This is a genomic window from Paractinoplanes globisporus DSM 43857 (assembly GCF_000379645.1).
Classification (GTDB): Bacteria; Actinomycetota; Actinomycetes; order Mycobacteriales; family Micromonosporaceae; genus Actinoplanes; species Actinoplanes globisporus.
In genome coordinates this window covers 1-24577 of record NZ_KB903324.1, presented here as the reverse complement: position 1 = coordinate 24577, position 24577 = coordinate 1, and the positions used below count along the sequence as shown (strand labels likewise).

Genomic DNA, 24577 nt, shown 5'->3' with positions numbered 1-24577 from the left:
GCGGGCCGCCGGTCAGGGTGGCGCCGGGAGCGTCACGGTCACGGTCAGGCCGCCGTCGTCGTTCGGGGCGGCGGCGACCGTGCCGGCGTGGGCGCGCACGATCGACCGGACGATGGCCAGGCCCAGCCCGGTCGAGTGGGGTCCGGCCGGCCGGTTCCGGGCCAGCCGCTGGAACGGCTCGAACAGGCGGTCGACCTCCGCCGCGGGGATGGACTCGCCGCTGTTGCGTACGGTGATCGTCGCCTCCGCCCCGTCACCCGCGGTGGTGACCACCACCTGGCCGCCGGGCCGGTTGTGCCGGACGGCGTTGTCGATCAGGTTGCTGACCAGGCGATCCAGCAGCGCGGGGTCGCCGGTCACCGCGGCCGGTCGCAGGTCGCTGGTGACCGTCAGGCCGGCGAGTTCCGCCTCCTGGTCGACGTCGGCGAGCGCCGCGGCGGCGGCCATCGCGAGGTCGTGCGGTTCGGCCGCGAGCACGCCGCTGTCGCTGCGGGCCAGGGCCAGCAGGCCGTCCAGCAGCCGTTCGGCCCGGCCTGTCGCGGCCAGCACCCGGCGGGCCGCGGCCTCCCACTGCTCGGGCGTGCTGTTCCGCTTGGCCAGCTGCACCTCGGCGCCGGTCCGCGCGATGGCGAGCGGAGTACGCAGTTCGTGAGCGGCGTCCGCGACGAAACGCTGCTGGCTGGTGAACGACGCCTCGAGCCGGGACACCATCGCGTCGAACGTGTCGGCCAGTTCCTTGAGCTCGCCCGGCGGGCCGGCCAGCGCGATCCGCTCGTGCAGCCGATCCTGCGTGATGCGGCGGGTGGTGGCGGTCAGCGTGCGCAGCGGCCGGAGCATCCGGCCCGCCACTATCCAGGAGATACCGACCCCGACCAGGGCGGTGACCGCGAGCGCGACCGCCGACGTGCCGATCGTGGTCACCATCGTCGCGTGCCGCAGGCTCACGATCTCGGCCTGCCGGGCGTGGTAGGCGTCGAGCGTCTCGCGGGCCCGATCGCCGGCCTCGGGCGGCGCGTTCTCCAGCTTCTCCAGCTGCATCGCGTTCGGTGCGCTCGGGTCGGTGTAGAGGCGGTGGTAGAGCAGGGCGTAGTTGAGGGCGAGCAGCCCGGCGCAGGTGGCGACGAGCGCCGCCGCGTACATCATGGTCAGCCGCAGCCGGATCGACGGGCGCCTCACAGCCGGTACCCCGCTCCCACCAGAGTCTCGATCAGCGGCGGATCGCCGAGCTTGCGGCGCAACCGCGCCACCGTGACCCGGACCGTCGCGGTGAACGGGTCGGCGTGCTCGTCCCACGCCCCTTCCAGCAGGTCCTCGGCGCTGACCACGGCGCCGTCCGCGGTCATCAGGATCTCCAGCACGGCCAGTTCCTTGGTGGTCAGCGGGATGATCCGGCCGTCCCGGGTCACCACCCGGCGGGCCGTGTCGAAGCTCAGCCCGGCGCGCCGCAGCAGCCGCGGCGCGTTGTGGGCCCGCCGGGCCAGGGCGCGGAGCCGCAGCACCAGTTCGTCGAAGACAAACGGCTTGGGCAGGTAGTCGTCGGCGCCGAGAGTCAGCCCGGCCACCCGGTCGGCGGCCTCCCCGGCCGCGGTGAGCATGAGGATCCGCACGTCGGCATGCCCGGCCGCGAGCGCCGTGCACACCTGGTCGCCGTGCACGAGGGGCAGGTCGCGGTCGAGGACGACCACGTCGTACCGATTGGCGCCGGCCTTGTGCAGCCCGTCGAGGCCGTCGGCCGCCAGGTCGACCGCCATGCCCTGGTCGCGCAGCCCGTCCGCGATCTGCTCGGCCAGCACCGTCTCGTCCTCGATCAGCAACACCCGCACCCGGCACCTCCCGCCCGCCAGTCTGGCCGCCCGAGCATTACACCTCCGTTACAGCGGCGGTGACGGCAGTGTTGCGTCTCCCCTGCTGAGCTGGGGCGATGACGAAGACGGTAAGGCTCGGCTGGGTGGCCGTCGTGCTGGTGGCCGCCGCGTGCAGTTCGCCGGCCCAGCAGAAAGGCGTGGCGACGGCGGGTGGTGGCACGACACCCAGCCCGGCGGTCAGCCTCAGTTTTCTAGACCAAGGCCTTCGGTACGCGCGGTGCATGCGGGAGAACGGCCTGCCGGACTATCCCGATCCGGAGGTCACCGGCGACAACGTACGCATCCGAGGCATCGACAAGAAGACCGTGGACACCGCCGTGCTCGGCCGTGCACAGCAGGCGTGTCGCGCGTACCAGCCGGTGCTGACCGGTGCGGACGGCGCGCAGAAGATGGCCGCCGCCCGCTACGAGGCGCAATGCATGCGGGAGCACGGCGTGGCCGACTTCCCCGACCCGGATCCGGACGGCCACGCCGAACTGCCCGACGCGGTCCGCCAGGACCCCGAGTTCGACGCGGCCAAGGCGACCTGCCGGGACCTGACCCGGTCGTTCACCCCGAGCCCGGCGGTGACCGGCTGATGCGGAGGCGGCGAGCGCGGGCGGTCACCGTGTGCGGAGCGGTGGTGCTCGCGGCCGGGGCGGCCGCCGCGGCCGCGGCCGGATTCGGCGGGGAAGGACCGGACGAGCCGGTCCCGTCCGGCCTGCCGCCGGCCACGGCGCAGGTGACGCGGCAGACCATGCACGACACCGCGGAGGCGTCCGGCGACCTGGGCTGGACCGGTCGCACCGCGCTGGCCGGCCGGATCCCGGGCGTGGTCACGTGGGTGCCGCAGCCCGGCGACCGGATCGGGCGTGGCGGCACGGTCTACCGGGTGGACGACCGGCCGGTGGTGCTGATCTACGGCCCGGTCCCCGCCTACCGTTCTCTCGGGCCGGGCGCGGTCGGGGCGGACGTACGGGAGCTCGAGGAGAACCTGCACGCGCTCGGCTACGGCGGGTTCACCGTCGACACCCGCTACACCGCCTCCACCGCCGCGGCGGTCCGGCGCTGGCAGCGTGCGACCGGCCTGCCCCGCACCGGCACGGTCGATCTCGGGCGCGTCGTCGTCGCGCCCGGCCCGATCCGCGTCGACACGGTTACGGCCGGGATCAGTCAGTCCACCGGCGGCGGCGAGGTTCTCGCGTACACCGGCACGACCCGGATCGTCACCGTCGACCTGGACGTGTCCCAGCAGCGACTGGCCCGCCGCGGCGTCGCCGTCCAGGTCACGATGCCGGACGGCGGGCACCTCGCCGGCCGGGTCGAGCGCGTGCACACCGTGGTCGAACAACCCACCGGCGACAACACGCAGCCCACCACCCGTATCGAGGCCACCGTTTCCCTGCCCGGCCGGGGCGTCGCGGCCGACCTGGACGCGGCCGTGGTCACCGTCGCGTTCACCGCGGCCGAACGGGCGAACGTCCTGACCGTGCCGGTCGCCGCGCTGGTCGCCCTGGCCGAGGGCGGCTACGGCGTCGAGGTCGTCGACGGCCGCACCACGCGCTACCTGCGGGTGACCACCGGGCTCTTCGCGAACGGGCTGGTCGAGGTGGCCGGGGACGGGCTGCGTGCGGGGCTGACCGTGGGGATGCCGCGATGATCGAGCTGACCGGGGTGACCAAGGTCTATCCGGGCGGGGTACACGCGCTGGCCGGCGTCACCCTCACGATCGGCGCCGGCGAGCTGGTGGCCGTGGTCGGGCCGTCCGGCTCGGGCAAGTCCACGATGCTGCACGTCCTCGGCACGCTCGACCGGCCCACCTCCGGCCGGGTCACGGTCGACGGCCACGACGTGTCGCGCCTCTCCGACCGGCAGCTGTCCGCCCTGCGCGCCAGCCGCATCGGCTTCGTCTTCCAGCAGTTCCACCTGGCCGGCGGGGTCACCGCCCGAGACAACGTGGCGGACGGGCTGCTCTACGCGGGCGTGCCGATCCGGGAACGCCGGCGCCGGGCCGAGGCGGCGCTGCGGCGGGTCGGGCTGGGGCACCGGCTCGACCACGAGCCGCACGAGCTCTCCGGCGGCGAGCGGCAACGGGTCGCCATCGCCCGGGCGGTGGTCGGAGAGCCGGCACTCCTGCTGGCCGACGAACCCACGGGCAACCTGGACTCGGCGTCCGGCGCCGGGATCATCGCCGTGCTGCGGGAACTGCGCGCCGCGCGTACCACCGTGGTTGTCATCACCCACGACCGTGAGGTCGCCGCCCAGCTCGACCGGCAGGTGCGGATGCGCGACGGACGCATCGAGGACACCGCATGCTGAGCCCGGCCCGGCTGGCCCCCGCCCGGCTGGCCCCCGCCGACGTGGTCCGGGTCGGCGCCGCCGGCCTACGTGCCCGGCCGACCCGCGTGCTGCTGTCCGCGCTCGGCATCGCCATCGGGATCGCCGCCATGGTCGCGGTCGTGGGCATCTCGTCGTCCTCGCGCGAACAGCTGCACCGGCAGCTCGCCGCGCTCGGCACCAATCTGCTCACCGTGACTCCCGGACAGACCCTCGACGGCCGGCCCGCCGCCCTGCCCGCGCCGGCCGAAGCGATGATCGGCCGGATCGGCCCGGTGACCGCGGTCTCCGCCACGGGTGCCGTCCGCGGCGCCCGGGTCTATCGCACCGACCGGATCCCGCGGGTGGAGACCAACGGGTTGTCGGTGCTCGCCGCCCGGCTCACCCTGCCCGCCACGGTCGGCACCGGCATCCGCTCCGGCGCCTGGCTGAACGGCCTGACCGGGCGTTACCCGGCGGCCGTGCTCGGCGCGGACGCAGCCGACCGGCTCGGCGTCGGACGGCCCAGCCCGCAGCCGATGATCCTGGTCGGTGGCGTGCGGTTCGCCGTGATCGGCGTGCTCGATCGCGCCCCGCTGGCACCCGAGCTCGACGCGGCCGTGCTGATCGGCTGGGACGCGGCCACCGCACTGTTCCCCTTCGACGGCAGGCCCACCACCGTCTACACCCGATCCGCCGACAGCCAGGTCGAGGCCGTGCACGCGGTGCTGGCCGCCACCGCCGACCCGGCCGAACCGGGCGCGGTCGTCGTCTCCAAGCCGTCGGACGTGCTCGCCGCCCGGCAGGCCGCCGACGCCACCCTGAACGCGCTCCTGCTCGGCCTCGGAGCGGTCGCCCTGCTCGTCGGCGGGGTCGGGGTGGCCAACACGATGGTGATCTCCGTGCTCGAACGCCGGGCCGAGATCGGGCTGCGGCGCTCGCTCGGCGCCACTCGCGGCCAGATCCGCCTCCAGTTCCTCGCCGAGTCGCTGCTGCTGGCCACGCTCGGCGGAATCGGCGGCGTGCTGCTCGGCATCGCGGTGACGGCCGGATACGCCGCCTATCAGGGATGGCCGGCGGTCGTGCCGGCCTGGGCCAGCGGCGGCGCGGTCGGCGCCACCGTGCTGATCGGCGGGCTGGCCGGCCTCTACCCGGCGATCCGTGCCGCCCGCCTCACCCCGACCGAAGCGCTGGCCGCGCCCTGACCCGTCACTACCCTTGGTGGCCGAGAGGTGATGCGATGCGCGTGATGGCACGGCTGCCCGCAGTCCTCGCCGTGGGGTGGGCGGCGAGCTGGACGATCATCTTCTTGGAGATCTTCCGCTGGCACCACATGAGCAGGACCCTCCGCTTCACGCCGCCCGCGCCACTGCCTGGAATGCCCGGGCCGCCGACACCGGGGCTGCCGGTCCTGACCGCCTGTTTTCTCGCATGCGTGACGCCGCCGGGGTTTGTGGCCGCCGTCCTGTGGAACCGGCATACGCGAAAAATCGCCCGGCGCCGAGGAGGCGAGCCGGACGCTGGTTGAGGCGGGACCTGCCCGCTCTGTCGGGTACCCGCTCGGGGGGTGTCCCTCGGGCGGCGCCGGGTGTTCGATCGGCTGATGAGGTCGTTATGACCATCATTGAGCTGGGCGACCCTGGCTCATCTCCGCCGCGGTCGGCGCCGAGAGGGCGCCACTGGCGGCACTACGCCGACACGCCGCACGTCGCGATCGCGCAGGCCGTGCTGTGCTTCGTGGTGATCGGCGGTTCCGCTCATCCCGGGCCTGCTCTTGACGCACCCGTCTGGAGCATTCCGTTCAGCCCGTCGAGTGGCGTCGCGGTCGCCGCCGGGACGGTGTTCACGCTGTCCACCGGCGACGCCGACAGCAACGGCCCGCGGGTGACGGCGTACGGCCTGGGCAATGGTGTGATTCGGTGGTCGGCGCCGATGCCGACGCAGGGGCCGCGTGGTGGCCCGGTGGCTCAGGAGCCGGGCACGGTGATGGTCCCGGTCCAGCTCGACGACGGAGCCCCGGCCACCGAAACGCTCGACGTTCGGACCGGTTCGCTGTTGTGGTGGCTGACGGGCGATGTCATCGACGCGACCCCGGAGACGGTCCTGCTCGGCGGCGAACACGCGCCGTTGCGCCAGGTGCGGATGGCCGACGGCGGGACGATCTGGTCACGACCGGCGGGCGGGGCGGTCTCCTGGGCGGTCGCCGGCCGGGGGCAGCCGTCGGCCCGGGTCGTGGCGGCCGGCGCCGATGGCCGGGTGACGGTGCTGCACCTGGCCGACGGCGCCCCGATGCGGCAGGCGCGCTTGCCGGACGGCCGCGATCTGCCGGTGCCGGGCGGCCTGAGCACTCAGGACGGCATCGTCTACATCAATCTGACGGAGACGGACCGGGCCATGGTCGTCGCCTACGACCTCGACACATTGGCCCTCCGGTGGCGGTTCGCGCAGGCGTCGTCGTTCGTCCTGCCGACCCGTCCGGCGGCGAACGCCTGCGGCATCGTGATCTGCTTCCGCGACGGCACCAGCACCCTCGGTCTCGATCCGGGCAACGGCACGGTGCGCTGGCGGGCCGGCGGTTGGATCGACGTCGTACCGACAAGCGATCGACGCCGGCTGCTCGCCGACAGCCCCGACCATGCATCGCACGCGCTGATCGACAGCCGCGACGGCCGGGTCGTCGCGGACCTCGGCGCCGGCACCCCGGTCTGGGACTACCGGCACGCCGAGCCGGTCTACTACCTGCGGGCCGTCGATCCCGCGGGGTCGGGTTTCGAGGTCAGCCGGATCCATCTGCGCACCGGCGAGCTCGAGCCGCGCGGCTTGCTGAGCCACGTCGGCTACCCGGGCTGCACGGCCGACAACGACACGGTGATCTGCGGAACGACCAGTGGCAAGCTGTCGATCACCGACGTCGACTGAACCGCCCGGAGAGAACTCATGACGGGACCCGAGCCGGCGGCCGTCCGGCTGCTCGCCACCCTGCTGCGCTCGCGTCCGGCCAGCCGCGCCGCCCTGCACGACATCCGTGCCCTGCCGGCCGGCGCTGACGGGCTGCTCGACCAGCTCATCCGGGCCGGCTTCGTCGCGGAGAGCGCCGACGGCCTCACCTACCCGTCTCCGGACCGGGCCGTCGAGGAGCAGGCACAGACGCTGGCCGCCCTGGTCGGGCTGCTGCCCGAACTGAGCCGGGAGTGGCGGCAGGGTACCGCGCAGCGCACCACCCTCGACATCGAACTCGTGCACGGCCACGAGGAGCAGTGGCGAGCCTGGGCCCGGCACGCCGCTCTCACCCCGCCGCGGGCGCCGCTCAACCTATACCCGACGCTCGACGTCCTCACCGACCTGATCGTGCCCGAGCTGTCCGACGCCGCCCGGCCGTACCCGGACGGGATGGGCAACGCCCGCGCCGTCCTGCCCGCCTCGGTGGTGGTCACCGAGGCCGACCGCCGGGTGGTGGACGGCCTGGCCGCCGCCGGCATGCGGATCCGCCTGGCCCGGCACGTCGACACCTGGCTCTACTCCGATCCCGACGTCCTGTGTGCTCTGCCGGTCGTCTGGGGTGAGCACCCGCCGACCAGCATCATGATCGTCCATGATCCGGCGGTACGCGCGCTGACCGCCGCGTACGGGGAAATGGTGTGGGGTGCGGCGGAGCCGTATCGCGAGCCCCGCCCCGAGTGGCACGACGTGCTGCGCCTGCTCGCCCTCGGCCTGTCCGACCGGGCCATCGCCACCGCGCACGGCACCTCGCAGCGCACCGTGGAGCGCCGGATCGCCGAGGCGATGGCCCACTACGGGGTCGGCACCCGCTTCGAGCTGGGCATGGCCTGGTCAGCGAAAGAGCCAGACGAAGGGTGACTTCGGCGTGGACAGGTTGAGGCTGCCGTCCGCGCAAGTGAACGTGAGCGGGATGCTGCCGAGCGACGGCACGTCCACCGGCATGTTCCCGCTCCGCCCGTTGATTGTCGCCTTGGTGTCCACGTGGATCGCACCGTTCCAGTCGCCCTGCGGATTCAGGTCGTTGCCGTTGATCTTCCACTGACCGGCGGTCTGCCCGGTGTGCTTCTGCGTGATCACGAGCGTGAGGTTGTTGCTCATCGACGCGCTGATCGTCGTGGTGGTGTGATCCAGGATCGTCGCGTGCAGGTCCGGCGTCACGGTCAGCGTCTGTTCCCCGACGATGTGCACGCCGGTGACGTTGATGCCGTGCATCACCTGCCGCATCTGGCTCTCGAGGTCGGGTTTGGACACCTCCCACGGGCTCCCGGCGATCAGGCACTGTTCATCGGCCGACCCGGTCAGCGCCGGGCTGGGCGTCGCCCCGGCGGCGGTCGTGGCCGCGGGCCCGGTGGCGGTCGTCGCCGCACCGGTGGTGTTGTCGTCGTTGTCACGGCAGCCGGCGAGCCCGAGCAGGCTCACCCCGGCAAGAATGGCGATCCATCGCTTCACGGCCGGTGATGCTAGGGCCGCGCACGCCCGCGACAGTGGTCTCCGACACGGCGGGCCTCCGACACGGCGGACATCCGACCGGGCGCCGCGTTATCGTTCGCGGCGTGGCCGAGCACGATCTTTCCCCGGATCCGGTACGGGCGGCCGTCGAGTTCCTGGTGGAGGCGCTGGCGGGGGCCGTGCCGCCCGACGAGGTGAACGGCCGGCTGGCGCCGCGGCTCACGGCCCGCGGTGATGTGGGGCGGATGCTGGGCGGCAGTCCGCGACTGGCGACCTTCCGGGAGCACCGGCCCGTCATCGAACAGGTCGAGATCCGGCGCGCCTGGTCGGCCCGGGCGGCCGTCCGCACCGGGCCCGCGCTGTGGGAGCTGGACGTCGACGTGGAGCCGGTGCCGCCGCATCGGGTCTCGAGCTTTCAGCCGCGCCGCGTCCCCGACGACGCCGTCGCCTGGTCCACGATCGGTCCGACGCTGCGGTCCACAGGTGACGATGACATCTCCCGCCGCCTGGCCGAGGCCGCCGACACGTTGCACCTGGCCGGGCTGACGGCCGGCATCGCCGTACGTGGCGAAGTCGTCTATGACGGGCAGTTCGGCGTGGCCGACCTGGCGTCCCGGGAACGGCTGCGTCCCGAGTCGGTGTTCCGGGTCGGCTCGGTGACCAAGACGATCACCGCCCTGGCCGTTCTCGCGCTGGCGCACCGGGGCGCGATCGACCTGGACGCGCCGGTCGGGCGCTATCTTCCCGAGCCTGCCCCGCCGGGCCCGGGTGGTGAGCCGACCGTCGGCGACCTGCTCGTCCACCGCGGCGGCCTGCCGAAGGACATGCCCGCTCAGGGGCTGCGCCGCGCGTGGGCGCCCGGCGAGCGCGCCGAGTACTCCAACGTCGGATACGACCTGCTCGGCATAGTGATCGAGCAGGTCGCCGGCGCGCCGTACGCGACCTTCTGCCGGGACCACGTCCTCGTCCCCTACGGCCTGACCCACGCCACGATGCAGGATCCCGGCTCGCCGGCACCGGCCGACGTGACCGGTTACCGCGTCGCCGCCGGCCGCCTCTCCCCCGCGCCGGCCGCCGTGGCCACCTACCCGGCGGCCGGCGGCATGACCGCGAGCAACACCGATCTGCTCACGCTGGCCGGGCTGCTCACCCGGGCCGAGGATCCGGTCGTCCGAGAAGCCCTCGCCCGTACGACACCGGCCGGCCCCGGCGTCCGATTCGCCGCCGGCGGCTTCGCCGTTCTCGACCGCCCGTCCGGCCCGATCCTCTGGCGCGGCGGCGCCACCGACGGCTTCACCGCGGAGATCGTCGCCGCCCTGGACGGCTCCGGCACCGTCGTGCTTCTGGCGAGCAAGTCGCCGCCGGAGGGCCTGCGCGAGGTCGCCCTCGGGCTGCTGGAGCACCTGCCGGCCAAGCGCTGACGTTATTTCGATCTGGACGGGCCGGCTTCCGGGTGGCGCGGCCGGAGGGTGGAGGGCCGCGTGGACCGCGGTCGAGGGAGAGCCGGACCCGCTCGGGCGGTGGCCGGAGCTCGTCGCGGCCGGCCGGCCTTCCATGCCGCCTTCGCCGATGTTCCGGCACCTGGCTGGCTGGGGTCCGGCGACGACCGGCGGACGGTCGCCGACCGTGCCGGGTGGGACGGCGCTGCGGTCGAGGTCACGTCGGAACCGGCCAGGCGCGTGGCCGAGTTGCGGGCGGCCACCCGCCCGGTGCGGTCGCCGAGCCAACTGATCCACGGCGACCTGGCCGGACCGCCACCTCGGCGATCTCGGCGCCGCGGCCGCCTCCTGCACCTGCCGCCGCCGCAACCGACGACCTGACCGGCCGCCGCGCCGGCCGTCAATCGAGGAGGTCGTGATGGGGCTGCGGCGGGCCGAGGGTGGTGGCGGAGGTGCCGCGGCGCAGGAACTCGCCTCCGGTTGGCCAGCGGGTCACGGTTTGGTCGCCGGTGGGTTCGTCGTAGCGGATGACGGTGATGTCGCTGATCTGGACGGCGAACAGCCGGAAGGAACCGGGCACCGGATGCCAGCCCAGGGCCTCGGACACCGCCGTGGCGTAGCGCTGCTGGACATCGGGGTCGGGCTCGGCGCGGGTCGTGCCGCGGATCTTGTATTCGCCGGCGTGGTCGTCGCTGTTGGCGATCACGTTGTGCACCAGCACCCGTGGGTCTCGATCGAGGTCGTGCACCTTGGCCGAGGTCGGCATCATCGACAGCCACAGGTCGCCGTCGAGCAGCAAGGGCTCGACCGGGCTCAGCCGCGGTGTGCCGTCCCGCCGGATCGTGACGACCAGGACCACGCCGGGATCGAGCAGCCGCCGCCGGCCGGCCTCCGCCAGCCTGGGCTGCCGCTCCTGCAATTCCGACCACCGCATCGTCGCTGCTCCTCTCCTCCTCGCCACAGTCCACACCGGTATACGCCGACCCCCTGACATTTCGCCGCGCTCTCCGGCGGCCGCGCTGACCGGATCGCCGTACGCGACGGAGCGGTGCTCACGACGTACTTAAATGATGGTTTGAATTTTGGTATTGACGGCGGTCGACGCGAGTTGTTAGCTGCTGGGGAGAGCGCTCTCTTTCACCATCCATGGCGACACACCCGGTCAGTCCCCGGGCCCGGTGTATCCCCGGTCGCAAGGAGAAACATGGAGAGCAACGACACGTACGAGAGAAAGCCGCGTCGACGAGTCTGGATGGCCGCTGTCACGGCGGCGACCACGGTCGGGCTGTTCGTGGTGGCCGTGGCGAATGCCGACATGGCGTCGGCTGCCGTCGGAGCGCCGCCGCCCGGGTTCACGCTCACCTGGAGTGACGACTTCACGGGAGCGGCGAACACCGGTGTCAATACCGGAACGTGGAAGTACGACACCGGTCCGGGCAGCAGCTTCGGCACCGGCGAGATCGAGACGATGACCAACAGCACCGCCAACGTCTTCCAGGACGGCGCAGGTCATCTGGTGTTGCGGGCGCTGCACAGCGGCACCAACGCGCGTACCGGGTGGACCTCCGGCCGCATCGAGACGCAGGCGGCCACGTTCGGCGCGGCGCCGGGTGGCGTCGTCCGGATGGAGTCCCGCATCCAGCAACCCAACGTCACCACCGCGAACGGGGCCGGTTACTGGCCGGCGTTCTGGATGCTCGGCGCGCCGCTGCGTAGCGGGACACCCTGGCCGACCAGCGGCGAGGTGGACATTCTCGAGGACATCAACGGGCGCAGCTCGGTCTTCGGGACGCTGCACTGCGGCACCAACCCCGGTGGCCCGTGCAACGAGTCGACCGGGCTCGGCAGCGGCGAGCGGGCCTGCTCGGGGTGCCAGACCGGGTACCACAACTACGCGGTGGAGATCGACCGGTCCACGTCGCCGGAGCAGATCCGGTGGTACCTCGACGGCAACAACTACTTCACGTTGCCGGCGAACCGGGTCGACGCCACGACCTGGGCCAACGCGGTCGATCACCCGTTCTTCATCATCTACGACCTGGCCATGGGCGGCGGCTTCCCGGACGCCTTCGGCGGCGGGCCGAACGCCTCGACGGTGTCCGGCGCGCAGATGAACATCGACTGGGTGGCGGTCTACAACAAGGGGCCGGGCAGCACCACACCGCCGCCGACCGGCACCAACCTGGCCCAGGGCCGGCCGGCGACGGCGTCGTCGACCGAGAACGGGTCGTTCCCGGCGAGCGCGGCCTTCGACGGCAACACGGGAACGCGGTGGTCGAGCGCCTTCAGCGACCCGCAGTGGGTACGGGTCGACCTGGGCTCGACGCATTCCCTGTCGAAGGTGACGCTGAACTGGGAGGCGGCCTATGCCCGCGCCTTCCAGATCCAGACCTCCAACGACGGTACGAACTGGACGACGATCTACTCCACGACCTCCGGTACGGGCGGCAACCAGACGCTCACCGTGTCGGGGTCGGGGCGGTATGTCCGGATGAACGGAACGCAGCGGGCGACGCCGTACGGGTACTCGCTGTGGGAGTTCGGCGTCTACGGCACCTGATAGGCCGCGTTTCCTGAGCATGGCGCCCGCGGACCGTCGCGGGCGCCGTGCCAGGTTTCAGGCGCGCTTCAGTGCCGCGTCAGGCGGGTTGGTCAGGCTGGCTCCACGGAGAAGAGGAGAGCCGATGCGATCACGACGCCTGCCCCTCACACTGACCCTCACCGCGACGGCAACGATCACGGCCCTCATCGCCGCGACCGGGTCGGCGACGGCCGCCGCGGGCGCCTGGAGCCAGGTGCCGGTACCCCACCCCGACGTGCAGTTCACCAGCCTTCAGGCGGTCGACGGGCGGACCGACACCGACGCGTGGGCCGTCGGCTACGTACAGCCGCCCAGCAGCGCGCCGACGTACCCGATCTCGCTGCACTGGAACGGCACGGCCTGGACCGATGTGCCCGTGCCGCTGCAGGGCATCGGCACCCGCTTGTGGGGCGTCAGCGCCGGCGCCGCCGACGAGGCGTGGGCGGTCGGCTCGGTGAGCACCCACCCGCCGGGCTACTCGATCGTCGTGTCCCCGATCGCGATGCACTGGAACGGCACCGCCTGGACCCCGGTGTCCGTGCCCGGCGCCGGCACCCTCATGGGCGTCGCCGACGTCGGCCCGGCCAACGCCTGGGCGGTCGGCGACACCGTCAAGCACTGGGACGGCACAGCCTGGAGCAGCGTGACCACCCCGTCGCCGAACCCGAGCGGCGTGGGCCCCGGCTCGTTCACGGCCCTCGCGGCCCGCTCGGCGAACGACGTCTGGGCGGTCGGCAGCTACTCCCCGCGCCGCCACGTCACCGCGGCCTTCGCCATCCATTTCGACGGTACGGCGTGGTCGCTCGTGCCGATGCCGACGGGCCTGCGGGTGTGGTCGGTGACCTCGGTCAGCGCCACGGACGCGTGGGCCGTCGGGCAGCTCGACCCGGCCACGGTCCAGGACACGACCCAGCCGGCCACGGTGCACTGGAACGGCACCGCCTGGTCGGTCGTGACCGGACCCGCGATCCCCGGCAACGGCGGGTACCTGCGGGGCGTGAGCGCCCGCGCGGCCAACGACGTCTGGGCGGTCGGCCCGCAGTTGCTGAGCGACACCCCGTACGTCGCGCCGCTCACCGAGCACTGGAACGGCACGCAGTGGACCCAGGTGGCCGCGCCGAGCGCCGGCGCTCCGGACCTCTGGGCGGTATCGGCCCGGCCCGGCACCACGCACACCTGGGCGGTCGGCAATCAGTCCGCGGTCGCACCGGGCACTCCCCTGATCCTGGAACGCCGATAGGTGTCCGGTAGGCGTCCTTTCCGAGCGGGACATCGGCGTACGCTCATGGCTTCTCCTTGGGTGGAGGAGCCATGAGCACGCTTGTCACCACCGCTGACACGCCCCCGGCCGACCGGTTCGACTTCATCCGGGAGCTGTCCACCACGATGTGGGTGCCGATGGAGTGCCGAGGCCGGTGCCCGTCGGACTACCGCGGGGAGTTCCGGGCCAGCGGCCTGGGCCCGATGCAGGTCGTGGTGATGGACATCGGGCCGATCACGGTTCGCCGAACGACCGACCTGATCTCGCAGGCCGATCCCAACATGCTGAAGCTCTTCCTTGTTTGCGCCGGCGGCTCCTCGGTGGTCGATCAGGGTGGCCGGCAGGCGCGGTTGTCGGTCGGGGAGTTCGCGTTCTACGACACCCGCCGGCCGTACGAGGTCTCCTGCGGTGTCGACGAGCGGCCGACCCGGGTGATGACGTTCATGTTCCCGCCGTCCTTGTTGCCGCTGTCGCCGAGCGGCAGCAAACATCTGACCGCGGTACGCATCCCGGCCACCGCGGGGATGGGCGACCTGACCGCCCAGTTCCTGCTCCAGCTGGCCGGAAACATCGAGTACTGCACCCCGACCGAGGCCGCCCGGTTGTCCACCGCCGCCCTCGAGATCCTCGCGACCCGGCTGGCCCGGGAACTGGAGATCGGCGACTGGAGCACGCCCGAGGCCCGCCGGCACGCCCTGCTGGTCACCGTCCAGGGCTTCATCCAGCAGCATCTCAGCGACCCGCAGTTGTCGCCGGCCGGCGTGGCCGCGTACCACCACATGTCGCTGCGGTCGCTGCACCAGCTCTTCCACGACGAGGGACTGACGGTGGCCGGCTGGATCCGGGCACGACGCCTGGAGCGGTGCCGCCGTGACCTGGCCGATCCGGGCCTGGCCGCCCGCCCGGTGGCGGCCATCGCGGCCCGGTGGGGCTTCGCCAGCGCCGCCGACTTCAGCCGGGCCTTCCGTACCGCGCACGGCCTGCCGCCGGTGGAGTACCGCAGGTTCGCACGCGTTGTGAACAGCTCTGCGCGCTGACCCAACGACGTACGGCGCCGCCTGCCGCCACCCTGTTTCTCATCTTCACTTGTCGGAACAGGAAAGAAGGTTGGTGGCGATGACTTACCCGTTCGCGGACCGCGTTGCCGAGGACCAGCGACTCGTCGCTCAGGGACAGGTATTCGATCCGCTCACGCGACGCCTGCTCGAGCGGGCCGGGTTGGCGCCGGGCATGCGGGTGCTCGATCTGGGAAGCGGGGCCGGCAACGTGGCACGGCTGGCCGCCGAGCTGGTCGGTCCCCGCGGAGCGGTGGTCGGTGTGGAACGCGACCCCGCGGCCGTCGAGCTGGCCCGGCGGCGGACCGACGCGCCGAACATCGAGTACCGGGTCGGCGACGTGCAGACCCTGGACGGGATCGAGCCCGGCTTCGACGCGGTGACCGGCCGGCTGGTTCTGATGTACCTGCCCGACCCGGTCACGGCACTGCGCCAGGCCGCCTCGCGGCTGCGGCCCGGCGGAGTGATCTGCGTCCACGAGGCCGATCTGGCGTACCTGCCGGCCACCCCGCTGACCCCGGGCTGGGCGGAGGCGCACGGCTACTTCCTGGCCGCGCTCGAGAAGGCCGGCATCGAACGGCGGCTGGGGCTGACCTTGTTCACGATGTTCCGGGTCGCCGGTCTGCCGGCGCCGGACCTGCTGGTCGAGCTGTTCGCCGCGGGCGGCCCGGAGGCGCCGGCCTGGGCCTGGGCCAACGTGATCTCGGCGACCGTGCCGCTGATGGAGCTGCACGGCGTCGCGACCCGCGCCGACGTCGATCCCCCGACCCTGGCCGACCGGCTGCTGGCCGAGACACTCGTCGCCGACGGCTGCGTGCTGGGCCCGCCGATGTTCGGAGCGTGGGCCAGCGTCCCGGCGCGGTGACCAACGGGCAGCCTTACCAGGGATCCGACCAGGGTTGTCCACGGGCTCGCCCGGGCCGATGCCACGGGCAGGCTTCGATCCGATACGGATCACGAAGGGATCAGCCCATGACTTCCGGACCCACTCGGCGGACGGTGCTGCAGGGCGGCGTCGCCGCGGGCCTCGCCGTCGCGGCCACCGCCGCCGCCGGCCCGTTCGGCGCCGCGCCGGCCGGTGCCGCCACAGCCACCGGCACGAACCGGATCCGCCCCTTTCGGGTGGCGGTTCCCGGCACGGAGCTCACCGCGCTGCGCCACCGCGCCGGCGCGACCCGCTGGCCCGCCCGGGAACTCGTCGCGGACCGCTCGCAGGGCGTGCAGCTGGCGACGTCCCGGGCGCTCGTCAAGTACTGGACGACCCGGTACGACTGGCGGCGGTTCGAGACGAAGCTCAACGCGTTGCCGCAGTTCACGACCGAGATCGACGGCGTCGACATCCACTTCGTCCACGTACGGTCGCCGCACAAGGACGCATTGCCGCTGCTCGTGACCCACGGCTGGCCCGGCTCGATCGTCGAGTTCCTCGACGCGACCGGCCCGCTCACCAACCCGACCGCCCACGGTGGGCGGGCGTCGGACGCCTTCCACCTGGTCATTCCGTCGATTCCCGGCTTCGGCTTCTCCGGGCAGCCGACCGAGATCGGCTGGGACACGACCCGCATCGCGAAGGCCTGGATCGAGCTGATGCGGCGGCTCGGCTACTCCCGCTACGTGGCCCAGGGCGGCGATGTCGGCGCGGGCGTCACCGATGCCCTGGGTCGCCTCGCCCCGTCCGGCCTGACCGGCATTCACCTCAACCTGCTTCTGGCCGCGCTCGGCGGCGTGAAGTTCCCGACCGGCACCGCCGAGGAGCAGGCAGCGGCGGCCGCGGTGACCGCGTTCGGCACGACCGGGAACGCCTACCTTCTCGAGCAGTCCACCCGGCCGGAGACCATCGGCTACGCGCTCTCCGACTCCCCCGCCGCGCTCGCGGCCTGGTTGCTCGACCACGACACCGACAGCTACCTCAAGATTTCCCGTACGTTCCAGGGCGGCGCCGCGGCCGGCAACCTCACCCGCGACCACGTCCTCGACAACATCAGCCTCTACTGGCTGACCAGAACCGGCGTCTCCGCCGCCCGGGTGTACTGGGAGAGCTTCCAGGCCCAGCTCGCGGGCGCCGGCGCCACCCCGCCGCCGGTGAAGGTGCCGGTCGGCTTCAGCGCGTTCCCCGGCGAGATCTTCCAGGCGCCGCGCAGCTGGGTCGCGGCCGTCTACCCGACGCTGAACTACTACAACCAGCCGGTACGGGGCGGTCATTTCGCCGCCTGGGAGGAGCCCAGCCTGTTCACCGACGAGCTCCGCGCGGCGTTCCGCTACCTCCGCTGACCCCCGCGCGGGGCTATGTGAAGATGGCGTCGTATTCATCTCGACGCCGACGGGAGCGACCGTGCCGGAGCGGACCAAGGGCAAGCGCACCGAGGAGGAGCTCAAGAACGCCGCCCGCCGGTTGCTGGTGTCCAAGAACTACGCCGAAATCAAGGTCACCGACATCACGGCGGAGGCGGGCAAGGCGGCCGGGGTGTTCTACCGGTACTTCACCGACAAGGACGCGCTGCTGCGGGCCCTGGCGGCCGACTTCGAGGAGGCTCTGCACGCGGTGGTGCTCGAGCAGGTCGGCGACGACCACGGCCTGCGGACCGTCGACGATGTCCGGCGGCATGTCGAGGCCTTCTGGACCACGTACGAGCAATACCTGCCCGAACGGCGAGGCATCCTGCAGGCGTCCATGCTCAACGCGGAGTTCCAGGGGTTCAACGACGATCTGCGGGACCGTCAGATCGATATCTGGGCGAACCACATTCTCGACGCCAAGGCCGGCATCTCAGCGCCGCAAGCGCGGATGTCGGCCCTGGCCGTGGTGTGCCTGCTGGAGTACTTCTGCTACAGCCAGTTCGCCGGCGGCAGTGTGGCGGTCGACCGGGAGATGACGATCGAGACCGCCGCGTCGCTGATCGCCACCGGCCTGCTCGGGACCATTGCCGGTTGACCGCGGCACCGGCGGTCATCAACGCCGGTCGAGGTGGCTGTGCAGGAATTCGGTGATGATGCCCATGGTGGTCGTGCTCGACCAGGGCAACGCTCCTTCCGGGTCGCCGATGGCCAGGTCGCCGTGGTTGGCGCCCCGCAGCAGGTAGCGGGTGCTGTCCGCTCCCGCAGCGAGCAGTGCCTGGTGCAGCCGTTGGGTCTGGCTGGGTGCGATGAGCACATCCGCGGTGCCGTGCAACAGCAGGAAGGACGGTTCCGTCGCGTTCGCGTGCAGGTAGGTGACCGGATCGGCGGTCATGGCGGCGAGGTACCCGCCGGCCGACTCGCCCCAGACCGCGACACCGCGCGGGTCGATCCCGTAGTCGTCGGCGTGCGCGACGAGGTGGCCGAGGGCGGCGCGGATGTCCTGAATCGAATCGATGTAGGACGCGTTGCTGGTGGTCGTCCGGTACTCGACGCTGGCCACCACGAACCCGGACTCGGCGACGAAGGCACGCCGGGCGTACGCGTTCACCCGGTTGGAGAAGATGAACGCGCCGCCCGGCAGGAAGACCGCCAGCGGCAGCAGCTGTTCGGTCGCCGGACGAAGGATGTCGAGCTTGAGTTCCGGCACCGCGCGGTAGGCGATGTCGTCGAATCGGCGCGGTTCGACGGCGAGGGCCAGGGACTGTCAAACGAGGCCGTCGATCATCAGGCGGACGGTGAAGTCGAAGCGGTCGTGGCCGGTGCCGGAGGTCAGTTCGGCGGCGTAGCGCTTGGTTTGGGGGAAGGTGTCGGGCAGCGCGGCGAAGCGGCGCAGTATCTCGTCGCGGCCGGGGCGCCGGTTTTCCAGGGACGCCTCGAGGCAGTACGCGTTGACGTAGAGCGTCAGCGCGTCGATCGCCCAGGCGGCGGTCTGCGGGGCGATGTCGCCGGCCAGCAGGATGGCGAGCATGCCCTCGCTGAGACGCAGCGTGTCCAGGTTGGACGGGGCCGCGGCGAAGGCGGCCTGGGAGATGCCGGGGTAGCGAAGGTACTGGTCGCGCAGCTGGGCGCAGACGCCGACGATCTGCTCCCGCCAGGCGCCGGGGTCGGGCTCGGGCAGGTCGATCTCGGCGCACAGCCGGCCGATGAGCAGCTCGTCCAGGTCCTCCTTGTTGACCACATGGGCGTAGAGCGACGACGAGCCCGTCTCGAGCGCGGTGGCCAGGCGCCGCATCGTGAGCGCGTCATATCCCTCGCGCGCCACGATGCCGAACGCGGTGTCGATGATGGCGTCGACGGTGATCGGCTGCTTGCTCCCGCGGGACGGGCCGCGCCGGGCCGTGGGCGGGCTCGCGACGGTGCCGAACTGGTGCCGTGCCGCGCGCCGTTCCTCGGGAGTCGGTGACATTCCCGCAGTCTAGCGAACCGGCGAGCAGTGTTCCGCATCATACGAACGCCGCTCGTATTAATACGAGCACCGTTCTATGCTGGAACGGTGCTCGTATTCACAGATCGCCAACCTCAGTCGCTGCGGACGGCCTGGGTCGCCCTGGCCGGATTGTCCGCCGTGTTCCTCTTCGAGATGCTCGACAACTCGATCCTCAACGTCGCGCTGCCCACGATCGGCCGTGAGCTGCACGCCTCCACCGTCGCCCTGCAGTGGGTGACCGGCGCGTACGCGGTCGTCTTCGGTGGTTTGATGCTGGTCTTCGGCGCGATGGCCGACCGGTTCGGCCGCCGTCGGATCATGCTCATCGGGCTGGCGCTGCTCGGCCTCACCAGCCTGGCGACCGCGTTCGTCACCACCGCCGAGCAGCTCATCGCCGTCCGGGCGGTGATGGGCGTCGCCGCCGCGATGACCACCCCCGGGTCGATGGCGCTGGCCTTCCGGCTGTTCGAGGACGACGGCCTGCGCGTCCGCGCGACGACGCTGATCTCGACCGTGGGCCTGATCGGGCTCGCGATCGGCCCGACGGCGGGTGGCTTCGTGCTCTCGTTCGCGCCCTGGCAGGTGCTGCTGCTGGTGAACGTGCCGATCGCCGTGCTCGCGATGATCGGCATCCGGGCCGGCATCGCCGCCGACGACGCCGCCGACCTGCACCGCGACCCGGTGGACGCCGGCGGGGCGGTGCTCGGCACGGCGACGATCGTGCTCGCGCTGGTCGCACCCACGCTGTTCGTGAACGAGGGCACCGGATCGTGGGCGCCGTGGGCGGTCACCGCCGCGTCCGTCCTGGCCGCGATTCTCTTCGTCGCCCGCCAGCGCTCGGCCCGGTTTCCGCTGCTCGACCTCAAGCTCGTCGCTCGCCCGCTCGTCTCCGCCGGCCTGGCCTACAAGGCCGCGGCCGGGATGGCGATCGCCGGCCTCGGCTACCTGGTGACGCTGCAACTGCAGCTCGCCTGGGGATGGTCGCCCGCACTCGCCGCCCTCGGCATGCTGCCGCAGGTCGTCGTGCTCATCGCCGGCGGCGCGTTCGTCGGCCCGTTCGTCGAGCGGGTCGGTCTCGACCGGGCCGCGTGGCTCAGCGCTTCCTCCGTCGTGGCCGGCCTCGCGGTCTACGGGCTGCTGAGCCGTTTCGGGTACGTCTGGGTCGCGGTCGCCCTGGTGCTCGTGGCGGCCGGGCTGCGCGTGGTCGGCGTCGTGGCCGCGGTCAACGTGCTGCGCGGCCTGCCGAAGAACCGGACCACGATCGGCGCGGCGCTCACCGACACCGCCAGCGAGGTCACCTCCGGCGCCGGCATCGCGGTCACCGGCACCATCCTCGCCGCGCTGTTCACCGGCGACATCGCCAGCGCGCATTGGAGTGCCCTGCAGGCCGCGGAGTTCGAGCGGGCGGTCACCATCTCGGGTCTCGCGCTCACCGTCGTCGCCGCGGCACTGGTCGGCTGGGCTTTCCTCCGTACGCGCAAGGCCGGAGGCCCGATTTAGGTATGTCGCGTCAGGTACTGTGCCTGATACAGTAGTCGCTGTGATTGAGGAAACGGGCGTGGATGTGCTCGCGGCCGACCTGCTGCGCGGCCATACCGACACGATCGTGCTGGCGGTTCTGCGCGGCGACGACCGGTACGGGTTCGAGATCTTCAAGCGGATCCGGGACGCGACCGGCGGTCGGCACGAGATCAAAGAGGCAACGCTGTATGCGACGTATCGGCGGCTGCTGAAGGACGGTCTCATCGAGGCCTATTGGGGCGACGAGAGCCAGGGCGGCCGGCGCAAGTACTACCGGATCACCGACGCCGGGCGGGCGGTGTATCGCCGCAACGTCGCGGCCTGGGCACTCACTCGCGACCTCATCGACACCCTGCTCGAGCTGGACCGGAACGCCGGTCCCCGCGATTCGGCCTCCGGAAGGTGATCATCGTGACCAACCCCAGCGACACCGCGGACGTCCATCGGCTGCTCGACGAGGCGTTCGCGGGCATCGAGATGACCCCCGAACGGCAAGATCTCAAAGAGGAGGTACGCGCCAATCTGGTCGCCCGGACCGCCGAGCTGCAGACCGAGGGCCTCTCCGGCGGCGCCGCCGCCCGCCGGGCCATGGAGGAACTCGGCGACATCCACTCGATCATCGAGGGGACGGAGTCCTCCGCGTACGGGGCGAGCACGCTGCTCCGGGTCCGGCCTCGTCCGGCGTTCGTGCTGCGCACGGTGATCCTCTCGGCGATCGGGGTCACCGGGCTGGCCGTGCTGGCGCTGGCCGCCACGGCCGGTGGGGTAGCGCTGGCCGGCGAGGCGGTCGCGGCGCTCGTCGTCGCGCTGGCCGGCGGTGCCATCACCGCCGACGCGCTGCATCAGGAGACCACCAGCAACCATCCCATGCCTTCAAACCGAGCCATCCTGTACGGCGCGGGAGCGGCGCTGACGCTCGCCGGGCTGGGATGCGGCTGGCTCTACCTGCGCGGCGCCGATCTCGCCTGGGTCTTCGCCGGCGCGGTGCTGGTGGTGGCCGGCGTCGGGATCCTGTCCTACCTCGGCGCGACCCAGACGAACCGGCACAAGCAGTGGGTGATGCGCATGGCCGAGTCGCACGCGGCGATCGGCGACCGTTTCTCCGAGGACCCCTCGGCCGCGGCCCGGTTCGGCATCTACACCCTGGTCATCTGGCTGATCGCGATTGCGGTCTTCGTCCTGCTGACCCTGACCGTGGGCTGGCTGTGGTCGTGGCTCGCGATCGTCGGCGGCCTGGTGATCATGATGATCCTGGTCGCCCGCATGTTGTTCGTGACCGAGTCCTGATTTTCGCAAGACCGTGGCCGCGGTGCGCCAACACCGCGGCCACGTGTGACACACCGGAGTCGTGGACTACCGTGCGTGCCCGCAAACAATCACGGTAGCTCAGCGCCTCCTTCACCTTTCCTTGAAGGAGAACACCATGCCCACACCGGCACCCGCCATCGAGGCGGTGGAGCTGACCAAGACGTACGGGAAAATGGTCCATGCCCTGACCGGCCTGAGCTTCACGGTCGAACCCGGCATCGTCTTCGGCCTCCTCGGCCCGAACGGCGCCGGCAAGTCGACCACCGTCCGCATCCTCACCACCCTGAGCCGGCCGGACAGCGGCGAGGCCCGGGTCTGCGGTCTCGACGTGGTCCGGCACCCCGAACGGGTCCGGCGCCTCATCGGGTACGTCTCGCAGAAGCCCGGCTTCGATCCGATGGCCACCGGCCTCGAGAACCTGGTCCTCCAGGGGCGCGTGCACGGCGCCTCGGCCCGGGATGCCCGCTCGCGCGCGGCCGGGCTGCTGGAACGGTTCGGCCTGGCCGCGGCCGGTCGCCGGCTGACCGGCACCTGGTCGGGCGGCATGCAGCGCAAGCTCGACGTGGCCATGGGCCTGATGCACCGGCCGCGCGTGCTGTTCCTGGACGAGCCGACCACCGGCCTCGACCCGGAGGCGCGCATGGAGCTGTGGGCGGAGATCGCCCGGCTGGCCCGGCAGGACGGGCTGACCGTGCTGCTCACCACGCATTACCTGGAAGAGGCCGACCACCTGGCGGCGCGGCTGGCCATTGTGGACGCCGGCCGGGTGGTCGCTTCGGGTACGCCCGACCAGCTCAAGAGCGAGCTGGGCGGGGACACGATCCGGGCCGGTCTGGCCCGGCAGTCCGACGTGTTGCGGGCTCGCGCCCTGCTCGAGACGGTCGCCGGAGTCGGTTCCGTGGTCGCCGAGGGCGGGGCGTTGCAGGCTCGGGTCGCCGACGGACCCGGCACGCTCCCCACGGTGCTCGCGGCGCTGAACCACGCCGGGATCGAGCTGGCCTCGGTCGGGGTGGCCCGGCCGTCGCTCGACGACGTGTACCTGCACCACGCCGGGCGCAGCTTCGGTGAGGCCGACCGGGTGGCGGTGGCGGCATGACACTCGCTCTGACCCACGCCCGACTGCTGACCGGGCGCTCGCTGCGCACCCTGTCCCGCCAGCCGGCGTACCTGCTGTTCACGCTGGTCCAGCCGATGGTCTGGCTGCTGCTGTTCGGCCAGTTGTTCCGGCGCATCGCGGAGCTGCCCGGCTTCGGCGGCAACTACCTGGACTACCTCACCCCCGGCGTCGTGGTGATGACCGCGATGATGTCCGCCGGCTGGGCCGGCACGTCGATCGTGCAGGACATGGAACGCGGGGTGATGGACCGCACCCTGACCTCCCCCATCCGCCGCGGCGCCCTGGTCACGGCGGGCCTGACCCACCAGGCCCTGGTCACCGTCGTCCAGTCACTGATCATGTTCGCCACCGGCCTGCTGGCGGGCGCCCGCTACCCCGGCGGCGGCACCGGCGTGCTGGTCGTGCTGGCCTGCGCGGTCCTGATCGCCCTGATCTTCGCCGGCCTCTCCAACGCGACCGCGCTCGTGGTCCACCAGCAGGAGGCGCTCATCGCCGTCTCCCAGTTCCTGGTGCTGCCGCTGGCCTTCCTGTCCTCAATCATGATCGCGCCCGAGCTCATGCCGGGGTGGGTCGCGCGGGTGGCCCGCTTCAATCCGGTGGACTGGGCGGCGGTGGCCAGCCGGGAGGCCCTGAAGGCGAACCCGGACTGGGGTCTGGTGGCCGGGCGAGTGGCGCTGCTGGCGGCACTCGCGGCGGTGATGGCGTGGGTGGCGGCGCGCGCTTATCGCTTCCACCAGCGTTCCCTGTAAGCCCGGTCGCGGAACTACGCCGGCGGATCCATCGGCAGCCGGCGGAGAGCCGGGCCCTGAGGGCCCGGCTCTCCAGTCACCCGGTTCGGCGCACTACCGTGACCGATGCTCGAGTTCGCCGACCGCCCGTGCTGCGCTGCTGTATTCAGCCGCTTTGCTGCGTGGCCGGGCCGCCGGGGCGGTCGGGTATCGCCTGCCGGTGCTGGGCCTTCGGAGCGCCACCGATCTCGGCGCTGATCACGGCGGCGGCCACCAGGCAGAAGCCGACGACGATCAGCCACGTCAGCAGGGCGAACGTGATACCGATGATGCCGTAGCGGGTGGCGTTGTTCTCGATCACCCGAGGCATCCACAGCGCCGAGTACAGGCCGAGTATCGCGCTGCCCGCGGCGATGACGACCGAGCCCGGTAGCAGCCGCCGGATCGGGATCCGCCGGGACAGCAACAGGCTNTGCAGGATGAGCCAGACCGCNGTGTTGGCGACGACGCGCACCACGAACGCGAGGACCGAGCCGGCCGGCGCGTGGCGCAACAGGCCGACCAGCAGCGACAGGACCAGGAACGAGGCGATGAACAGGCCGATCGCGGTCATGCCGCTGAGCGTGCCGCGCAC

27 protein-coding genes are annotated in these 24577 nt (G+C 72.1%); 20 read left to right on the top strand and 7 right to left on the bottom strand.

What is annotated here, in order from left to right; genetic code table 11:
• Positions 1 to 12 precede the first annotated feature (12 nt).
• Both A3CQ_RS0135605 and A3CQ_RS0135600 read right to left on the bottom strand, forming a co-directional pair.
• Positions 13 to 1176 (bottom strand): sensor histidine kinase, encoded by a 1164-nt coding sequence (locus tag A3CQ_RS0135605; protein WP_020515732.1) that lies wholly within the window; start codon positions 1174 to 1176, stop codon positions 13 to 15.
• The gene (locus tag A3CQ_RS0135600; protein WP_020515731.1) at positions 1173 to 1823 is read right to left on the bottom strand and encodes a response regulator transcription factor; all 651 of its coding nucleotides are present in this window, start codon (positions 1821 to 1823) and stop codon (positions 1173 to 1175) included. The genes A3CQ_RS0135605 and A3CQ_RS0135600 overlap by 4 nt, the downstream gene beginning before the upstream one ends.
• A gap of 98 nt (positions 1824 to 1921) precedes the next feature.
• Between A3CQ_RS0135600 and A3CQ_RS58015 the strand changes: the two genes are divergently transcribed.
• The 7 genes from A3CQ_RS58015 to A3CQ_RS0135570 all read left to right on the top strand — a co-directional run bounded on the left by A3CQ_RS58015 (position 1922) and on the right by A3CQ_RS0135570 (position 8018).
• Entirely contained in the window at positions 1922 to 2443 is a 522-nt protein-coding gene (locus A3CQ_RS58015; protein ID WP_157296746.1) for a hypothetical protein, read from the top strand.
• Entirely contained in the window at positions 2443 to 3504 is a 1062-nt protein-coding gene (locus A3CQ_RS0135590; protein WP_051115449.1) for a peptidoglycan-binding protein, read from the top strand. Before A3CQ_RS58015 ends, A3CQ_RS0135590 begins: the two co-directional genes overlap by 1 nt.
• A complete protein-coding gene (locus A3CQ_RS0135585) occupies positions 3501 to 4163 on the top strand; it encodes an ABC transporter ATP-binding protein (RefSeq protein ID WP_020515728.1) in 663 nt (220 codons plus the stop codon). The genes A3CQ_RS0135590 and A3CQ_RS0135585 overlap by 4 nt, the downstream gene beginning before the upstream one ends.
• On the top strand, positions 4160 to 5365 hold the full coding sequence (locus tag A3CQ_RS0135580) for an ABC transporter permease (RefSeq protein ID WP_211216744.1): 1206 nt from the start codon (positions 4160 to 4162) through the stop codon (positions 5363 to 5365). The genes A3CQ_RS0135585 and A3CQ_RS0135580 overlap by 4 nt, the downstream gene beginning before the upstream one ends.
• A gap of 35 nt (positions 5366 to 5400) precedes the next feature.
• Positions 5401 to 5688 (top strand): hypothetical protein, encoded by a 288-nt coding sequence (locus tag A3CQ_RS61270; protein WP_157296744.1) that lies wholly within the window; start codon positions 5401 to 5403, stop codon positions 5686 to 5688.
• A gap of 86 nt (positions 5689 to 5774) precedes the next feature.
• The gene (locus tag A3CQ_RS0135575) at positions 5775 to 7079 is read left to right on the top strand and encodes an outer membrane protein assembly factor BamB family protein (RefSeq protein WP_020515725.1); all 1305 of its coding nucleotides are present in this window, start codon (positions 5775 to 5777) and stop codon (positions 7077 to 7079) included.
• Positions 7080 to 7097: 18 nt separating this feature from the next.
• Complete coding sequence (locus A3CQ_RS0135570; protein ID WP_020515724.1) at positions 7098 to 8018, top strand: helix-turn-helix transcriptional regulator; 921 nt, start codon at positions 7098 to 7100, stop codon at positions 8016 to 8018.
• On the opposite strand, the gene A3CQ_RS0135565 is transcribed toward A3CQ_RS0135570, so the two are convergent.
• Positions 7992 to 8609: a hypothetical protein gene (locus A3CQ_RS0135565; protein ID WP_157296742.1), complete on the bottom strand. Its 618-nt coding sequence runs from the start codon at positions 8607 to 8609 to the stop codon at positions 7992 to 7994. The genes A3CQ_RS0135570 and A3CQ_RS0135565 overlap by 27 nt on opposite strands.
• 104 nt (positions 8610 to 8713) lie before the next feature.
• Between A3CQ_RS0135565 and A3CQ_RS0135560 the strand changes: the two genes are divergently transcribed.
• Together A3CQ_RS0135560 and A3CQ_RS55215 are read left to right on the top strand one after the other, a co-directional pair.
• Positions 8714 to 10030 carry a serine hydrolase domain-containing protein gene (locus A3CQ_RS0135560; protein WP_020515722.1) on the top strand — a complete coding sequence of 439 codons (1317 nt, stop codon included), beginning with the start codon at positions 8714 to 8716 and terminating at the stop codon, positions 10028 to 10030.
• A gap of 99 nt (positions 10031 to 10129) precedes the next feature.
• A complete protein-coding gene (locus A3CQ_RS55215) occupies positions 10130 to 10429 on the top strand; it encodes a hypothetical protein (RefSeq protein WP_020515721.1) in 300 nt (99 codons plus the stop codon).
• A 19-nt stretch (positions 10430 to 10448) separates the two neighbouring features.
• On the opposite strand, the gene A3CQ_RS58010 is transcribed toward A3CQ_RS55215, so the two are convergent.
• Positions 10449 to 10982 carry a pyridoxamine 5'-phosphate oxidase family protein gene (locus tag A3CQ_RS58010; protein WP_020515720.1) on the bottom strand — a complete coding sequence of 178 codons (534 nt, stop codon included), beginning with the start codon at positions 10980 to 10982 and terminating at the stop codon, positions 10449 to 10451.
• Positions 10983 to 11300: 318 nt separating this feature from the next.
• On the opposite strand from A3CQ_RS58010, the gene A3CQ_RS55205 reads away from it, so the two are divergent.
• The 6 genes from A3CQ_RS55205 (at position 11301) to A3CQ_RS58005 (ending at position 17877) form a co-directional block, all read left to right on the top strand.
• Entirely contained in the window at positions 11301 to 12608 is a 1308-nt protein-coding gene (locus tag A3CQ_RS55205) for a discoidin domain-containing protein (protein ID WP_157296740.1), read from the top strand.
• A gap of 124 nt (positions 12609 to 12732) precedes the next feature.
• Positions 12733 to 13869 (top strand): hypothetical protein, encoded by a 1137-nt coding sequence (locus A3CQ_RS0135540; RefSeq protein ID WP_020515718.1) that lies wholly within the window; start codon positions 12733 to 12735, stop codon positions 13867 to 13869.
• A gap of 71 nt (positions 13870 to 13940) precedes the next feature.
• On the top strand, positions 13941 to 14927 hold the full coding sequence (locus A3CQ_RS0135535) for a helix-turn-helix domain-containing protein (RefSeq protein ID WP_020515717.1): 987 nt from the start codon (positions 13941 to 13943) through the stop codon (positions 14925 to 14927).
• 79 nt (positions 14928 to 15006) lie between these two features.
• Complete coding sequence (locus A3CQ_RS0135530) at positions 15007 to 15810, top strand: class I SAM-dependent methyltransferase (protein WP_020515716.1); 804 nt, start codon at positions 15007 to 15009, stop codon at positions 15808 to 15810.
• A 107-nt stretch (positions 15811 to 15917) separates the two neighbouring features.
• On the top strand, positions 15918 to 17216 hold the full coding sequence (locus A3CQ_RS0135525) for an epoxide hydrolase family protein (protein ID WP_026206569.1): 1299 nt from the start codon (positions 15918 to 15920) through the stop codon (positions 17214 to 17216).
• Positions 17217 to 17277: 61 nt separating this feature from the next.
• The gene (locus A3CQ_RS58005; protein ID WP_020515714.1) at positions 17278 to 17877 is read left to right on the top strand and encodes a TetR/AcrR family transcriptional regulator; all 600 of its coding nucleotides are present in this window, start codon (positions 17278 to 17280) and stop codon (positions 17875 to 17877) included.
• 18 nt (positions 17878 to 17895) lie between these two features.
• Here A3CQ_RS58005 and A3CQ_RS58000 read toward each other — a convergent pair whose 3' ends face one another.
• Positions 17896 to 18489: an alpha/beta hydrolase gene (locus A3CQ_RS58000; RefSeq protein ID WP_020515713.1), complete on the bottom strand. Its 594-nt coding sequence runs from the start codon at positions 18487 to 18489 to the stop codon at positions 17896 to 17898.
• Positions 18490 to 18546: 57 nt separating this feature from the next.
• Positions 18547 to 19248 carry a TetR/AcrR family transcriptional regulator gene (locus tag A3CQ_RS0135510; RefSeq protein WP_020515712.1) on the bottom strand — a complete coding sequence of 234 codons (702 nt, stop codon included), beginning with the start codon at positions 19246 to 19248 and terminating at the stop codon, positions 18547 to 18549.
• 87 nt (positions 19249 to 19335) lie between these two features.
• Between A3CQ_RS0135510 and A3CQ_RS0135505 the strand changes: the two genes are divergently transcribed.
• From A3CQ_RS0135505 to A3CQ_RS0135485, 5 genes are all read left to right on the top strand, one after another.
• Positions 19336 to 20769, top strand: a complete 1434-nt coding sequence (locus A3CQ_RS0135505; protein ID WP_026206568.1) for an MFS transporter — start codon at positions 19336 to 19338, stop codon at positions 20767 to 20769.
• 40 nt (positions 20770 to 20809) lie between these two features.
• Positions 20810 to 21196, top strand: a complete 387-nt coding sequence (locus A3CQ_RS0135500; protein WP_157296738.1) for a PadR family transcriptional regulator — start codon at positions 20810 to 20812, stop codon at positions 21194 to 21196.
• A 5-nt stretch (positions 21197 to 21201) separates the two neighbouring features.
• On the top strand, positions 21202 to 22077 hold the full coding sequence (locus A3CQ_RS0135495) for a permease prefix domain 1-containing protein (protein ID WP_157296736.1): 876 nt from the start codon (positions 21202 to 21204) through the stop codon (positions 22075 to 22077).
• A 136-nt stretch (positions 22078 to 22213) separates the two neighbouring features.
• Positions 22214 to 23194: a daunorubicin resistance protein DrrA family ABC transporter ATP-binding protein gene (locus tag A3CQ_RS0135490; protein WP_020515708.1), complete on the top strand. Its 981-nt coding sequence runs from the start codon at positions 22214 to 22216 to the stop codon at positions 23192 to 23194.
• Positions 23191 to 23964, top strand: a complete 774-nt coding sequence (locus tag A3CQ_RS0135485; protein WP_020515707.1) for an ABC transporter permease — start codon at positions 23191 to 23193, stop codon at positions 23962 to 23964. The genes A3CQ_RS0135490 and A3CQ_RS0135485 overlap by 4 nt, the downstream gene beginning before the upstream one ends.
• 145 nt (positions 23965 to 24109) lie before the next feature.
• Here the strand turns inward: A3CQ_RS0135485 and A3CQ_RS64445 are convergent, their stop codons facing one another.
• Entirely contained in the window at positions 24110 to 24556 is a 447-nt protein-coding gene (locus tag A3CQ_RS64445) for a YhjD/YihY/BrkB family envelope integrity protein (RefSeq protein WP_157296734.1), read from the bottom strand.
• Positions 24557 to 24577 lie beyond the last annotated feature (21 nt).